This is a genomic window from Mesorhizobium sp. M5C.F.Cr.IN.023.01.1.1 (assembly GCF_003997585.1).
GTDB lineage: Bacteria > Pseudomonadota > Alphaproteobacteria > Rhizobiales > Rhizobiaceae > Mesorhizobium > Mesorhizobium wenxiniae.
In genome coordinates this window covers 1-14,404 of sequence record NZ_RZSU01000043.1, presented here as the reverse complement: position 1 = coordinate 14,404, position 14,404 = coordinate 1, and the positions used below count along the sequence as shown (strand labels likewise).

The window sequence follows — 14,404 nt, the reverse complement described above, 5'->3', positions numbered from 1 at the left end:
AGATTCCATGGTCTGAGCCTTTCGCATGACGCGGCTCTCCTCGGCCGGTTCAAACGCACATACGGTCGCCGTACTTGCGGCTGCACCATCATTCCGCTTGCGTTGCGGCAAAAGGCTCAGGAGGACGGGACCATTCTAAAGCACGGCATCTGAAGCCAGACTTTGAGCCGGTTCGCCCACCTGGATCCGGCAGGATTGATCAGTCCTGGAAGATTACGCGATTGTGTCTCCGTGAGAGCTTAGGCCGACTTCAGCACTGCGCCGTCGATGACAATGCCGAAGGTGACATATTTCCAGAGAGCGACCAGCAGCTTTCGGGCCAGCGCAACGATCGTGCTTTTCTTGTGCCGCCCGCCATTCGACTGGACGCGATCAATAAACCATCTGCTCAAGGCAGATGACGGTTGGTTGCGGAGCCACAGCCAGGCCAACTGAATCATTGTTGTTCGCAGCCGCGGGTTGCCTGCTTTCGACACGCCTTGTTCTCGATCGATGGTTCCGCTCTGCCAAGGCGTCGGCGCCAGGCCGGCGTATGCCGCGACCTGTCGACGATTATCAAATTGCCGACACAAGCCTTCGGTCCAAAGGACTGCAGCTACCTCCGGGCCGACGCCTTTGATTGCACATAGCATTGTTGCCGGTTCCGGGGCTTTGGCTTCGCATTCAACCCTTTCCACCAAGGCATCACGCTCACGCTCAACGACTGCAAGGTGATCGAGCAGCAGTTCCAGCCGATCGAGTACACGGCAAATCTGGGCCCTGAGATGTGGCGGCAGCACTCGGCCGCCAGTTCGAAGGTCTTCCAGTTGTCTGCGACGATCTTTTCTCAGTGGCTGATAGCCGCCGATGCCTTGCGCGAAGAGCAGCCCCTTGATGCGGTTGACGTGCTCGACCCTTTCCGCGATCAGCACCCTACGTTCGCGGCAAATGCGTCGCCGATCCTCTTCTTCCGGGCCTGGCGCCTTGACCATGGCACAGACACGAGGTTCACCACGCTTGAAGGCGAGTAGCGCGCGCACGAGCGCCTCGCCGTCGATCTTGTCAGTCTTTGCTCGTTTCCGGCGGCGAGACGCTGCAATCGAAGCAGCGTCGACCACGTAGCTTTCAATGCCGTTGGTTTCCAGCACACGATCAATCCAGAAGCCGTCGAGGCCCTCCTCTTGGATCGTCACGATTGGGAACAACCGTCCAGATCGCGAACGAGCCTTCTCTTGGAGATGAGTAAATCGAGCCAGCAATTCACTGACGTTGCCGCCCGCCACGGCATGGTTCGACATCCTTTCCCCGCCACCCGGCGACAGTGATGTGACCAACCAAGTAGACCGGCTCAACTCCAACGAGACGAAAATCGCACCGAGATCGGTTCGAATTGCAGTGGGCGTTTCGGTTTGAAAATGGGTAGTGACCACAATGACCCCCTGGAGTGAGCAGCTTCTGTGAAGCTGCACCCTTGCAGATCGCCGGTCGCAGGTTCACCCCTCATGGAATCTAAAGCCAATCAGCCGCGCCCGATCAGGCTGTGCAACCCCGACCAGCTCCGCCTGATCGGGCGCTCATCGGCGTGCCCTTCACCGCCCCAAAACCGGGGTCCCTTTTGCGCGAAAATGCGGGGTCCCGATTCCACGGTCATTGACATTGGGCCTTCGAGCAGCGCCCTGGACCAGTTCACCCTGCGAAGAATGCGAAGAGATGGCTACTTTGAGATGGGAGGCAGCCAAGTAAAATTTTTTTGCAATATAGAAGTTAGATGCACGCCATCTGTAAAATATTCTTGCCACATTAGCTCGCATGAAGCAGGGCATTGCAGCCAATGCGCGGGGGTTCCCCAGGTCACCTCCGGCCAACACAACGAGATCGGTATGCATTCTGTTGTAGAAGATATCGCCCTTTTCCCCTCGTCGATCGGTACTCGGCGTCAGGTTACCGTCCACCGTTTCGGAGTTGGTCGCCCAGGCCCAAAAATTTACTTGCAGGCGGGCCTCCATGCTGACGAACTCCCGGGGATGGTGATCCTCAGCCATCTTGTGAGACTGCTCCAAGAAAGAGAGGGTGAGCCGAACGGAGAGATCATCATAGTCCCATGTGCCAATCCGATTGGTTTATCTCAGAGAATCCAAGGGTATCATGCTGGCCGGGCTGACTTGGGGCTGGGGGGTAATTTCAACCGCAATTTTCCGGACCTGACCCCTCTGCTGGGGGCGCAATTCGCAGCTCTCCGAAGCGAGGGGCTCGCTATGAATGGGGAGGCTGTCAAACGTGCAATGCTGAAGGCGGTCTCCGCACTCGTTCCAAAAAACGAGCTTGATAGCCTGAAGCAGGTGCTTCTCAGGCTCGCTGTTGACGCCGATTTTGTATTGGACGTTCATTGCGCCGACGAAGCGGTCCTTTATGCATACGTTTCCAATCCCGACCATCCTGCCGCAGACCTGTTGTCGCGCTACATCGGCAGCTTGGCCACGATCGGCGGCGTTCCCGAGCTTACAGATTTTCCTACAGCATGCCTTCTGCCGTGGCGCGCAGCACAGGAAGTTCTTCCGGACGTCTCGATAACTGAGTGCTTGTCGGCCACGCTCGAGTATCGCGGGTCAAAGGGTCTTCGCGACGATGTTGCGATCGAAGACGCGCGAGGGTTGATTGGCTTCATGGAGGCAGTTGGCCTTCTGGAGGGAGCGACGCAGCCGCCGTCGCAAGTTGTCACGTGCCACACGACGCTCGACTGCGTTGACTACGTGCGAGCCAGTGCCCCTGGGATTGTCATTTTCTCGAAGACCCCCGGTGACCATGTGCAGGCCGGCGAAGAGATTGGGACAATTCTCGATCCTGCGTCAGGCGACCGGAGTTCTTTGAAGGCAAGCGCCTCCGGTGTTATTTTCGGGTATCTCTACAGCCAGGTCGTAGTTCCCGGCGGGACTGTCGCCTGGATTGCGGGCAATTCACCCATCGAACAGCAGACTGGGGATCCTTTTCCGTAAGCAAACGCTGAGACAATGAAAGCGTCTCAACCTCTATTGCCCAAGTGCGTTGAGCCGCGCCAGCAGTCGATTGTGCAGGGTACCTGCAGATCCCAATGCACGACGCCGGCGAGGCGGCCGGGCGAGCGTCGTTTATCGGTAAGCTATCAAGGACTCCGGCACCCCCCTGTCGTAGCGCGTGAGGCTTCGGCTTTGTCAGACGGCCTGCTCGATCAGCGCCCTCCTCGCCACGCCGACCAGTCCTGCTCGCAATCTGAACTGCAACCTATCAGGTTAGCTCCGTCGTGGAGCAGCCGGCGCTTGCTGCGTGGGAGCAATAGCTCGGCCCTCGGCCCGCCAATCACTGTCCGAACATCCACCGCGCGCCTTAGCTTGATGCCACAGAGCAGATCTCCCTTTGGTCGCCGGAATTCTGCATTGAGACCATGAAAACGCAGTTTCCGTACCGGAACACCGAAGGATTCTGCATAAAGCGGCGCAAACGCAAATGTATCATTACCAAAACAAAAAACCGCACTTTCTGTACCCGGGAACAGAGTCAAACATAGAGGAGCTAATCAATGTCGCAGGAACTCGACAATCTAAGCCGCGGTTTAGCTGCGGGCCGGCTGAGCCGACGTGAATTTCTCGGCCGTGCGACGGCGCTCGGCGTCAGTGCTGCCTTCGCCAATTCTCTTCTTGCCGGCGCGTCCATGGCGCAGACGCCAAAAAAAGGCGGCATTCTGAAAGCCGGCATCGTAGGCGGGGCGGCGACGGACAACCTCGACCCGGCGAAGTTCATCGAATTGATGTCCTACTTCGGCAAATGCTGGGGCGAGTACCTCGTGGCGCTCACGTCGGACGGCGGACTGGAGCCTCGCATTGCCGAGGAGATCGGCTCATCCAAAGACGCCAAAGTGTGGACCTTCAAGATTCGTCAGGACGTCGAGTTCCACAATGGCAAGACCGTGACCGCGGAAGACGTTGTGGCGACGCTGGAACGCCATTCCAACAAGAAATCGCAATCCGGCGCGCTGGGCATCTTGGCCGGCATCGACAGCCTCAAGGCCGATGGCCGCGACGTCGTCATCACCCTCAAGGAGCCGAACGCCGAGCTCCCCTACCTCATGGCGGACTATCATCTCGTCATCCAGCCCAACGGTGGCAAGGACAATCCGGCCGAAGGCATCAGCGCAGGTCCCTACAAGGTAACCGTCAACCAGCCCGGCGTCCGCCACGGCGGCGAGCGCTTCGCCAATTTCTGGCAGTCCGACAAGATGGGCTTCGCCGACCAGGTCGAGATCGTTGTCATCAATGACACCACAGCCCGAGTTTCCGCGCTGCAGGGCGGCCAGGTGCATATGATCAACAAGGTCGAAACCAAGGTCATCGATCTCATCAAGCGCGCGCCCAACCTGAAGGTCGAGGCCCTGCCGGGTCCCGGCCACTATGTTTTCAACATGTTCTGCGACACGCCTCCCTTCGACAACAATGATCTGAGGATGGCGCTCAAGCTCGCGGTGGATCGGGAGGAGATGGTCGACAAGATCCTGCGCGGCTACGGCACCGTCGGCAACGACTTCCCGATTAATGCAGCCTATCCGCTCTTCCCCGAGGGTATTGAGCAGCGCGCCTTCGATCCGGATAAAGCCAAGTTCCATTATCAGAAGTCGGGCCACAGCGGGTCGATCCTGCTGAGGGCCTCCGATGTTGCCTTTGCCGGTGCTGTGGACGCAGCGCAGCTCTTCCAGCAGAGCGCGGCCAAGGCCGGCATCGCCGTCGAGGTCAAGCGCGAGCCGGGAGATGGCTACTGGTCGGAAGTGTGGAATAAGCAGCCCTTCTGCGCGTCCAACTGGAGGGGGCGCGCGACGCAGGGGTGGATGTACTCGACCACCTACCGGTCGACGGCACCCTGGAACGACACGCACTTCACTAATGAACGGTTCGATAAGCTGCTCAGCGAAGCGCTCGGCGAACTCGACCAGGACAAGCGCAAGAACCTCTATCGCGAGATGGCCATCATCGTTCGCGATGAGGGCGGGACGATCGTGCCGATGTTCAACCAGTTCATCGATGCGATCTCCGACCAGGTTGGCGGATACGTCGGACGGGTCGACTCGCTGATGAACGGCTACGCCTTGACGCAGTGTTGGCTCGAAGCATGAACATGGTGCTTATGGGCTCGCCAGTTCTGAGGCTGGTTGCCCAGCGCGTCGCGCTGGGCATTCTCCTCCTATTCGCCGTCTCCGTGCTGATCTTCGCGGGCACCCAGATCCTTCCAGGCGACGTGGCGCAGTCGATCCTCGGTCAGGCGGCCACGCCCGAGGCGGTCGCCAATCTGCGCCGGGAGCTTGGGCTGAACGACCCTGCCTATGTGCGCTACTTCCACTGGCTGGGCGGGGTTTTGACCGGCGATCTCGGTACCGCGCTCACCACGCGACAGGAGATCACGGCGACCCTGATGCCACGGCTGTGGAACACGCTGTTCCTCGCCTTCTGGGCTGCCGTGGTGTCAGTTCCACTCGCCATCGTCCTTGGGCTGCTGGCGGTGCGCTACCGCAATGGCCCTATCGATAAGACCATTTCGGGTTTTGCGCTGGCTTCAACATCGCTGCCTGAATTCTTCATCGGCTATTTGCTTATTTTATTCCTTGCCGTGAAGCTGCAGTGGTTCCCGTCGATCTCGACCGTCTATGACGGCATGCCTTTCCTGGAGAAGCTGAAGGCGATCGTGCTGCCGGCAACGGCTCTGGTGTTTGTCGTACTGGCGCACATGATGCGCATGACGCGTGCCGCCATCCTGAATGTGATGCAATCGGCGTACATCGAGACGGCTGAGCTTAAGGGCCTTTCCGCCTTCGACATCATCCGCAAGCACGCCCTCCCGAACGCCATCGCGCCCATCATCAACGTCGTCATGCTCAACTTGGCCTTTCTCGTGGTAGGCGTCGTCGTTGTCGAGGTGATCTTCGTCTATCCGGGCATGGGGCAATATCTGGTCGACCACGTCGTCAAGCGCGACGTGCCGGTGGTCCAAGCGGTCGGTCTCATCTTTGCTGCCGTGTACATTGGGCTCAACATCGTCGCGGACGTCGGCGCGATCCTTGCCAACCCGCGCCTGCGGCATCCGAAGTAGGACGGCTATGTTCGACTCAAAGAATCTCACCGTCAGTGCCGGCATCGGCCTCATCCTCACCGCGCTGTTCCTCCTCTGCGCCCTTTTCGCCCCGCTGATTGCACCTTTTGGAATGAGCCAGATCATCGGCGACATCTGGGAGCCGATGTCGTCCACGCACTGGCTGGGGACCGACAATCTGGGGCGAGACCTGCTCTCGCGCATGGTCTATGGCGCCCGCACCACCATCTTCATCGCCGCCATGGCCACCGCCTTGTCTTTCTCGCTCGGCGCCATCCTCGGCTTCATGGCGGCGGTCGTTGGCGGTCTGGTCGACACGCTGATGTCGCGCTTCGTCGACCTCTTGATGGCGATACCGACGCTGATATTCGGCCTCGTCGTGCTGTCAGTGCTGCCCTCGAATAACGTGACGCTTATTCTCGTCATGGGGGTTCTGAGTTCGACACGCGTTTATCGCCTCTCGCGCGCCGTTGCGGCCGACATCAACGCAATGGACTTCGTCGAAGCAGCTAAGTTGCGCGGCGAGAGTCTCGGCTGGATTATTTTCTGCGAGATCCTGCCCAACGCGCTGTCGCCGCTGGTGGCGGAACTCGGCCTGCGTTTCATCTTTTCGGTGCTGTTCCTCTCGGCGCTCTCGTTCCTCGGGCTCGGCGTGCAACCGCCGGAGGCCGATTGGGGCGGCATGGTGAAAGAAAATAAGGACGGCATTGTCTTCGGGATACCTGCCGCCCTCATCCCGGCCGCTGCGATCGCGATGCTGTCAATCTCCGTCAACCTGGTAGCCGACTGGGTGCTTACCCGCACCTCCAGCCTCAAGGGAGGACGGGAATAATGGTTAAGGTGCACGCAAAGCCGCGGCGCGAAAACAGCGCTCTGCTCGACATCCGCAATCTTAAGGTCGAGGCGACCGTCTATTCTCCTGGCGAGAAGCCGCGCGACGTGACCATCGTGGACGGAGTCTCGCTGCTATTGAAGCGGGGCAAGGTACTGGGGCTGATCGGTGAATCCGGCGCCGGAAAGTCGACCATCGGCCTTGCCGCAATGGGCTATGGCCGCGGCGGCGTCCGTATCACCGGCGGCGAGGTATTCCTGAACGGCCGCGACATCCTCAAGGGCGGCGTCCGGGATTTACGCAGGGTGCGCGGGAGCGAGGTCTGCTATGTCGCGCAGTCGGCTGCTGCCGCTTTCAACCCGGCGCACCGGCTCATGGACCAAGTGGTGGAAGCAGCGCTTCTGCACGGCGTCGCCACCAAGGCAGAGGCGGAGAAGCGCGCGCTGGCGCTGTTCACGAAACTGCGCTTGCCCGATCCCAAAGGCATCGGCTTCCGCTATCCACATCAGGTGTCTGGCGGCCAATTGCAGCGCGTGATGACTGCGATGGCGTTGTGCTCCGAACCCGACCTGATCGTATTCGACGAGCCTACCACAGCACTCGACGTGACGACGCAAATCGACGTGCTGGCAGCCATCAAGGATGCTATCCGCGACACAGGCGTCGCGGCGCTCTACATCACCCACGACCTTGCGGTGGTGGCCCAGGTCTCGGACGAGATCATGGTGCTGCGGGATGGTAGGACGGTGGAGCATGGCGAAACTCGGCAGATCATCGAGGCACCGCGCATGGACTACACCAAGGCATTGGTTTCGGTGCGCTCGATCGAGCATGAGGAGAAGGGACCTACGCCGATGCCGCTGCTCTCTGTCGAGCACGTCACGGCTGCCTATGGCGGCGGTGCTGTGAAGGTTCTTCAGGACGTCTCGGTTAATGTCCATCACGGCCAAACGCTCGCTGTAGTTGGCGAGTCGGGCTCCGGAAAATCCACACTCGCCCGCGTCATCACGGGCTTGCTGCCGCCGATCGCCGGCAGCATCACCTTCGCCGACCGCACGCTCACGCCCAGGCTTGCCGACCGCTCGAAGGACGATTTGCGCGAATTGCAGATGATCTATCAAATGGCGGACGTGGCGATGAATCCGCGCCAGACGGTTCGTACCATTATCGGCCGGCCGCTCGAATTCTATTTTGGCATGCGAGGAAAGGAGCGCGATGCCCGAACCGCCGAACTGCTCGACGAGATCGAGATGGGCAAGGGCTTCATCGACCGGTATCCGGCTGAGCTTTCAGGCGGGCAAAAGCAGAGAGTCTGCATCGCCCGCGCGCTGGCGGCCAAGCCGAAGCTCATCATCTGCGACGAGGTGACGAGCGCTCTCGACCCGCTGGTGGCAGACGGAATCCTAAAACTGTTGCTTCGTCTGCAGAAGATTGAGGACGTCGCCTACCTTTTCATCACGCACGACCTCGCGACTGTGAAGGCGATCGCGGATTCGATCGCGGTGATGTATCGCGGAGAGGTGGTCCGCTACGGCTCGAAGACGCAGGTGCTAACACCGCCGTTCGACGCGTATACCGACCTCCTGCTATCTTCCGTGCCTGAAATGGAAGTCGGGTGGCTGGAGCATGCGATCGACGGGCGCCGCATGGAGAGTGCGGGGAATTGACCACCTAAACCGAGGCTTTACAAATTCCGGGGTTGGTCCGCGGCCAAAAATAAGAGGACAAGGTCGCAATCTTTTCAGTAGGTCTGCAACGCCAGTGTTTCGTGGACTCTTTTATCTGGCGGGCATTTCGCCCTGCATGAGCACGACGCAAGGACGGTTACGACACACTGTCTTGGATCGCTTCCCGGCCGTAGTCCACCGGGCGGATCGGCACCTACGGTTGCTCCCCGCTTGGAATCACCCAAGTGCTTCTTGCTCAGCTGTGTCATCGGTACATCGATGCGCGATCGTGGAGGGGGCGGGTGGCTCGATGTCTGGGAATCGAAACCGTCTAGATGACTTGCGTCTGTGTGGATCGCGCGTGGGTGGCCCTTGAGCTAAGCATGTGGGTGCCGCACTTCCATGGCTGTCAACCCCCGCCCCTGGTGCGGACTATGTCGGCGCTGGATCGGTTCGTTCGTAACGGCAGCGATCACCGAGCCGCAGTTCCCGAATCCGCAAGACTGGATGCGCCCGCTCAGGAGTTGCCGCGCAACGTCCTGGCCAAGGCTCTGCAACTGATTACGCCGTGTTTACGTGAGTCGCCAGGGCACAACCGACAGACCGCAAGATCTGTGCTCCATCCGCCACCAAGCCCAGCGGCGGCATCGCCCCCAACCGTGTTCTATGCTGCCATCAATCTCACCATCGAAAGCTGGAAGCGGCTACTCGACTTCAACAACCCGATCGGCTTGCTGCTGCCGATCCTGACATACTGCCTCGACAGAAAGGCTGGCCTCGACAAGCCGAGGTAGAGGCCCCAGACAGCTCACCCTTTATGATCCGGAGTGATCGACGCCGGCGGCCGACCGATGACCTAACCATCAAGACAATTTCCAGAAAGCTCTAAAAAGATGCGGGGCTTCCCGCTTCGGGGGATGAACTCAGCCACTTGTCGAAAACGCATCGGTTGAATGGCCTGAGGAAATTGTCGTAGGCGAGCGTGTGCAGGATCCCACAGCGGCGGGCATTCCTCCGTGGGGGTGGGACAGCCAGTTCATTCGCAGCATCGCATGCATAATCACTGCCAAATTTCGCGGAGGGGGACACGGTCCGCACGCTTCAAGCCGAGTCGTTCTTTTTGCGGCATTGTCCCGCCCATCTCGCTGCTAGATGGTGACGATACACACACTGAATTTGACACAAAGCTGCCCGCATCAAACAATCGGCGAGACGATGCGCACATCAAAAGTCGCATTCTCGGTCCTGAGGGAACAAAACAAAAATAGGGAGCATGTTAATGTTACAGGAACTCGACTATCTAAGCGGACGCGTTGCTGTGGGGCGGTTGAGCCGGCGTGAATTTCTCGGCCGTGCAACGGCCCTCGGCGTCAGTGCCACCTTCGCCAACTCGCTTCTTGCCGGCGCCGCGCTGGCACAGACGCCGAAAAGAGGCGGGATTTTGAAAGCTGGCCTCAACGGCGGGGAAGCGACGGACAATCTAGATCCCGCGACAATCATCGAGGTTATGTCATACTTCGCAAAATGCTGGGGCGAGTATCTTGTGGCGCAGACGTCGGACGGCGGTCTGGAGCATCGAATCGCCGAGGAAATCGGTTCATCCAAAGACGCCAAAGTGTGGACCTTCAAGATCCGTCAGGACGTCGAGTTCCACAATGGCAAGACCGTGACAGCGGAAGACGTTGTGGCAACGCTGGAACGCCACTCCAGTAACGACTCGCATTCCGGCGCAATGGGTATCTTGGCCGGCATTGAGAACCTCAAGGCCGATGGCCGCGACGTCGTCATCACCCTAAAGAACCCAAATGCCGAGTTCCCTTACCTGATGTCAGATTATCATCTCGTCATCCAGCCCAACGGCGGCAAGGACCATCCGGCAGAAGGCATCGGCGCAGGTCCCTATAAGGTGTCCGTCAACCAGCCAGGCGTGCGCCACGGCGGCGAGCGCTTCGCTAATTTCTGGAGGTCAGACAAGGAAGGCTTCGCCGATCAGGTCGAGATCGTCGTTATCAATGACTCCACCGCCCGCGCCTCTGCGCTGCAGGGCGGCCAAGTGCAGATGATTAACCGTGTCGAACCCAAGGTCGTCGATCTCGTCAAGCGCGTGCCCAACCTGAAGATCGAGGCCCTGGCGGGTTCCGGCCAATACGTTTTCAATATGTTCTGCGACACTGCGCCCTTCAACAACAACGATCTCAGGATGGCGCTCAAACTCGCGGTGGATCGTCAGGAAATGGTTGACAAGGTCCTCCGCGGCTACGGAACGGTCGGCAACGACATTCCGGTTAATGCGTCCCAACCCCTCTTCCCCGAGGGTATCGAGCAGCGCACCTTTGATCCTGAAAAGGCCGAGTTCCATTATCAGAAGTCGGGCCACAGCGGTCCAATTCTGCTCCGGACGTCAGACGCTGGCTTTTCCGGCGCCGTGGACGCCGCGCAGCTCTTTCAGGCGAGCGCCGCTAAAGCAGGCATCCAAATCGAAGTCAAACGCCTTCCCGGAGACGGCTACTGGTCGGATGTCTGGAACAAGCAGCCCTTCTGCGCCTCCAATTGGGGCGCGCGAGCGACGCAGGGCATGATGTACTCGACTGCCTATCTATCGACGGCGCCCTGGAACGATACGCACTTTTTCAATAAGAAGTTCGATAAGCTGCTGATCGAGGCGCTCGGCGAACTCGACCAGGACAAGCGGGAGAACCTTTATCGAGAAATGGCAATCATCGTTCGCGATGAGGGCGGAACGATCGTGCCCATGTTCAACCAATCCATTGACGCGATCTCCGATAATGTTGGCGGCTACATCGGACGGGTCGGTTCGCTGATGGACGGCTACGCCTTCAGGCAATGCTGGCTCGAAGCGTGAACATAGTGTGAACTCGGCGTAATGGGCTAGTTGCCCAGCGCGTTGCGCTGGGCAACTCTTCCTGTTCGCCATCACATGCCGAGTGCGGCAGGAAGAAGCTAGACTAGGAGCATCTATGAAAACGAGCACGTTGGTCATCAGGCCGACTTGCAGCTGGGCATGATGTGGTCGGTTCGATTGCGACGAACATTGCAGATGGCTTCACGATGGTAGCAGTTGGCGACCTCATGCTGTCACGTCGGTGACCAAATCTCAGGATCCTGGCTTCGGTGGCGTCGTCAAGATCCTTCATGATGCTGGCGTCACGTTTGGCAACCTGGAAGTCAACATCTTCGATATCAGATCGTTCTGTGGAAGTCCTCAGGCTGAGTACGGCGGTGCATATCTCCTCAGCCTGCCGGAGGTTGGCCCAGATTTAAAGGCGATGGGATTCAACATCCTGGGTCGCGCAAACAACCATTCGCTTGACTCGGGCGTTGAAGGCATGCGCGAGACCAGCCGAGTGCTCGATCAAAACGGGATCACCCATGCAGGGGGTGGGCGAGAATCTCGCACAAGCCAGCGCCGCGCGCTTCTTCGAGACCGCACGCGGTCGCGTGGCGTTGCTGTCATGTGCTTCAACATTCAAGCCGATGGCCCGTGCGGGCGACCCCGCCGGTGAAGCCCCAGGCAGACCAGGACTGAACGCCCTTCGTTTGGTGCAAAGCATCGTGGTTTCGCCCGAAATGCTCAAGCATGTAAGGCTGATAAGTTCTGCCTTGCCTACCGACATCCCTGTCTCCGAAGATCCCAATAAGGTCGTGCTCGCCGGAACGGCATATAAAGCGGGCGACAAGGTCGGATACAGCTTCGAAACAGACGCGCGCGATGTCGCCGACATTTTACGAATGTTCACCGGGGCAAGCAGTTCTCCGGTTTTTGCATCGTCACGAACCATGGTCACGAGCCTGGGAACTGGAGCCAGGAGCCGCCTGACTACGAACAATCGTTTGCTCATAGGCTAATCGATGCCGGGGCAGACGCTTATATTGGGCACGGACCTCATCAATTGAGAGGCATCGAGATCTTCAAGGGCCGCCCGATCTGCTATAGCCTCGAAAACTTCTTCCAGGACGACCTCGGGACCCCCCGGGTGCTGACATATTCGGCGACTACGCCAAGGACCCTCGGGTCGACACGGATGCCGAGGTGAAGGTTGCCGAAATGGCAGGCCATTCAGACACGGTTTTTTGGGAAAGCGTCATCGCCGCCAGCCGGTTCGAGCAGAACCAGCTTGCCGAATTGCGACTATACCCGATTGAACTCGGTCACTCGAAGAGGTTTGCCAATCGTGGCGGCCCACGGCTCGTAAATCAGGAGCAAGCGAAGACCATTCTGGAGCGTCTACAGAAACTCTCGAGGCCATTTGGGACCGAGATCGCCATCGAGAACGACATCGGTGTGATCAGATTGCGGCCCAACTCGCTGCGATGACCACAATGACGCTTTGAACACTTAAAATCACCCGAGCGACAGCCCGTCCAGCATAACAGCAGGCAGGAAATCATGTGCGCAACCGAAATCCCGATCACTCGGCTATCTCGATCGCTTCTCTCATCGCCCGGGCGAGACATTCGTTGGGCATGTGAGCCTACGCGAGCCGGTCCATATCGCGCCCGTCTGCTGCGCGTTATAAGCGCCGACCCGAATCCTCACAGACCAGGGATGCGCTTCGAGGACTTGTCGCATCTTCTCGATCAGAGCCTTGGTGGGCGCCGGCAGGAGGTCAGACTCGGTTCTTACGGCACCATTGAGACCAGGCGCGCAAGGGATCCGCGAGCGGCTTGCACCTGGACGCTGCTGGTCCGGCCGGGCGTGATCGATCCCTCGGCTGCCCTGTTGCCGAGGTAGCGGGAGCCCACGCCGTCGTTCTTTCGATCGGCCCGAGGCCCGGGAAATCGGCGCGAATGGAGCGGGCGCGAAGTATGCTGGCGCAACGCACCGCGCGTTTACGCCGCCAAACATTTCCACGCCGGCGATCTCGATGATAGCGAATGGCAGCCTGATTTCACCTGAACCGTCCCGGAGGATGCCCAGCGGCGCCTATGCGTTTCACCTGACCATCGTGACGGCGAAGACTGGCTGCCCTTCTACGCCCTCCCAAAGCGCCGGCGGCCTTTCGCGCCAATCGCATTTCTTGCTCCGATGGTCACCTATTAGGCCTACGCCAATGACTGGCGCGGCGGGGCCGACGCGCCGACTACGAGCCTATCCGCCAATGGGGTGCCTACTTGTACAATCCGGATCAGCAACTCCGGAGTATGGCGGCTCGACCTACAACCTCCATTAAGACGGAAGCGGCGTCGCCCTCACCTCTCGCCGTTGTCCCATCCTAACGATGCGGCCACGCTTCGTCAGCATCAATGATAAGCGCGGCTCGGCTTGCGGCACTATCCTTCCGATATGCATATCCTCGCGTGGGCAAAGCTATTGAGCGTCGGGCACGAGCGAGGGCGATGGTCTCGGAAGGTTGGGCCGATGAGCCTCAGTCGCGGGCCGAGATCGTCTATCTCGACAGACCCAAGTGAGGGGCAGTGTTTTCCGCAGGATCGATCACTTTCTGCGGCAGGCTGTGGCGAAACGGCTTCGAAGGACCGGATTCGCCATCCCCGAGAAGGTTGTGCACAGGTTCAGCGCCGCCGGCTGATATGCGAGGCGGCAGGCTTTATGCGCGTAGGGATAAGAAAAACGCCGATTTCCTGCGTTGATAGAGGAACAATTTGCGTAAGGTGGCTAGTCCGCTGGTGCACCATTCAGTTGGTATAAAAGAACCAGGCCGCATTGTCGGCACTAGAGCGCGTCCTGTTTAATCCGGTTCATATCCTGCGGCTTTGAAGTAGTTGGCACATTCGGCTGTGGTGAAGAGGTCGACGACCGCGCCGACCGTGTCCCACAACGCCTTGATGGTTCTCTCGG

9 protein-coding genes and 2 pseudogenes are annotated in these 14,404 nt (G+C 59.3%); 8 read left to right on the top strand and 3 right to left on the bottom strand.

Annotated elements, in window-relative coordinates; genetic code table 11:
• Nucleotides 1-239 precede the first annotated feature (239 nt).
• Together EOA78_RS18280 and EOA78_RS37105 are read right to left on the bottom strand one after the other, a co-directional pair.
• On the bottom strand, nucleotides 240-1,409 hold the full coding sequence (locus tag EOA78_RS18280; RefSeq protein WP_245477577.1) for an IS110 family transposase: 1,170 nt from the start codon (nucleotides 1,407-1,409) through the stop codon (nucleotides 240-242).
• 159 nt (nucleotides 1,410-1,568) lie between these two features.
• On the bottom strand, nucleotides 1,569-2,021 hold the full coding sequence (locus EOA78_RS37105; protein WP_245477575.1) for a hypothetical protein: 453 nt from the start codon (nucleotides 2,019-2,021) through the stop codon (nucleotides 1,569-1,571).
• On the opposite strand from EOA78_RS37105, the gene EOA78_RS18275 reads away from it, so the two are divergent.
• The 8 genes and pseudogenes from EOA78_RS18275 to EOA78_RS18240 all read left to right on the top strand — a co-directional run bounded on the left by EOA78_RS18275 (nucleotide 2,004) and on the right by EOA78_RS18240 (nucleotide 12,922).
• Nucleotides 2,004-2,972 (top strand): succinylglutamate desuccinylase/aspartoacylase family protein, encoded by a 969-nt coding sequence (locus EOA78_RS18275; RefSeq protein ID WP_245467764.1) that lies wholly within the window; start codon nucleotides 2,004-2,006, stop codon nucleotides 2,970-2,972. The two genes, EOA78_RS37105 and EOA78_RS18275, sit on opposite strands and share 18 nt — an antisense overlap.
• 560 nt (nucleotides 2,973-3,532) lie before the next feature.
• Nucleotides 3,533-5,116, top strand: coding sequence for an ABC transporter substrate-binding protein (locus tag EOA78_RS18270; RefSeq protein ID WP_127316337.1), 1,584 nt, complete (start codon nucleotides 3,533-3,535; stop codon nucleotides 5,114-5,116).
• An 11-nt stretch (nucleotides 5,117-5,127) separates the two neighbouring features.
• On the top strand, nucleotides 5,128-6,087 hold the full coding sequence (locus EOA78_RS18265) for an ABC transporter permease (protein ID WP_127316362.1): 960 nt from the start codon (nucleotides 5,128-5,130) through the stop codon (nucleotides 6,085-6,087).
• A 7-nt stretch (nucleotides 6,088-6,094) separates the two neighbouring features.
• Nucleotides 6,095-6,919 carry an ABC transporter permease gene (locus tag EOA78_RS18260; protein WP_127316336.1) on the top strand — a complete coding sequence of 275 codons (825 nt, stop codon included), beginning with the start codon at nucleotides 6,095-6,097 and terminating at the stop codon, nucleotides 6,917-6,919.
• On the top strand, nucleotides 6,919-8,586 hold the full coding sequence (locus EOA78_RS18255) for an ABC transporter ATP-binding protein (RefSeq protein WP_127316335.1): 1,668 nt from the start codon (nucleotides 6,919-6,921) through the stop codon (nucleotides 8,584-8,586). The genes EOA78_RS18260 and EOA78_RS18255 overlap by 1 nt, the downstream gene beginning before the upstream one ends.
• Before the next feature lie 434 nt (nucleotides 8,587-9,020).
• The gene (locus tag EOA78_RS18250) at nucleotides 9,021-9,380 is read left to right on the top strand and encodes a hypothetical protein (RefSeq protein WP_127316334.1); all 360 of its coding nucleotides are present in this window, start codon (nucleotides 9,021-9,023) and stop codon (nucleotides 9,378-9,380) included.
• A gap of 485 nt (nucleotides 9,381-9,865) precedes the next feature.
• Nucleotides 9,866-11,449: an ABC transporter substrate-binding protein gene (locus EOA78_RS18245; RefSeq protein WP_127316333.1), complete on the top strand. Its 1,584-nt coding sequence runs from the start codon at nucleotides 9,866-9,868 to the stop codon at nucleotides 11,447-11,449.
• A gap of 164 nt (nucleotides 11,450-11,613) precedes the next feature.
• Nucleotides 11,614-12,922: pseudogene (locus tag EOA78_RS18240) on the top strand (CapA family protein).
• A gap of 1,372 nt (nucleotides 12,923-14,294) precedes the next feature.
• Here the strand turns inward: EOA78_RS18240 and EOA78_RS36450 are convergent.
• Nucleotides 14,295-14,404 (bottom strand): annotated as a pseudogene (locus EOA78_RS36450) (IS630 family transposase); the annotation flags it as partial.

Bases quoted from the DNA above. Each gene is read 5' to 3' on its own strand.
- EOA78_RS18275 (WP_245467764.1), top strand. From the start codon at position 2,004: ATGGTGATCCTCAGCCATCTTGTGAGACTGCTCCAAGAAAGAGAGGGT.
- EOA78_RS37105 (WP_245477575.1), bottom strand. From the start codon at position 2,021: ATGGCTGAGGATCACCATCCCCGGGAGTTCGTCAGCATGGAGGCCCGC.
- EOA78_RS18270 (WP_127316337.1), top strand. From the start codon at position 3,533: ATGTCGCAGGAACTCGACAATCTAAGCCGCGGTTTAGCTGCGGGCCGG.
- EOA78_RS18265 (WP_127316362.1), top strand. From the start codon at position 5,128: ATGGGCTCGCCAGTTCTGAGGCTGGTTGCCCAGCGCGTCGCGCTGGGC.
- EOA78_RS18260 (WP_127316336.1), top strand. From the start codon at position 6,095: ATGTTCGACTCAAAGAATCTCACCGTCAGTGCCGGCATCGGCCTCATC.
- EOA78_RS18255 (WP_127316335.1), top strand. From the start codon at position 6,919: ATGGTTAAGGTGCACGCAAAGCCGCGGCGCGAAAACAGCGCTCTGCTC.
- EOA78_RS18250 (WP_127316334.1), top strand. From the start codon at position 9,021: ATGTCGGCGCTGGATCGGTTCGTTCGTAACGGCAGCGATCACCGAGCC.
- EOA78_RS18245 (WP_127316333.1), top strand. From the start codon at position 9,866: ATGTTACAGGAACTCGACTATCTAAGCGGACGCGTTGCTGTGGGGCGG.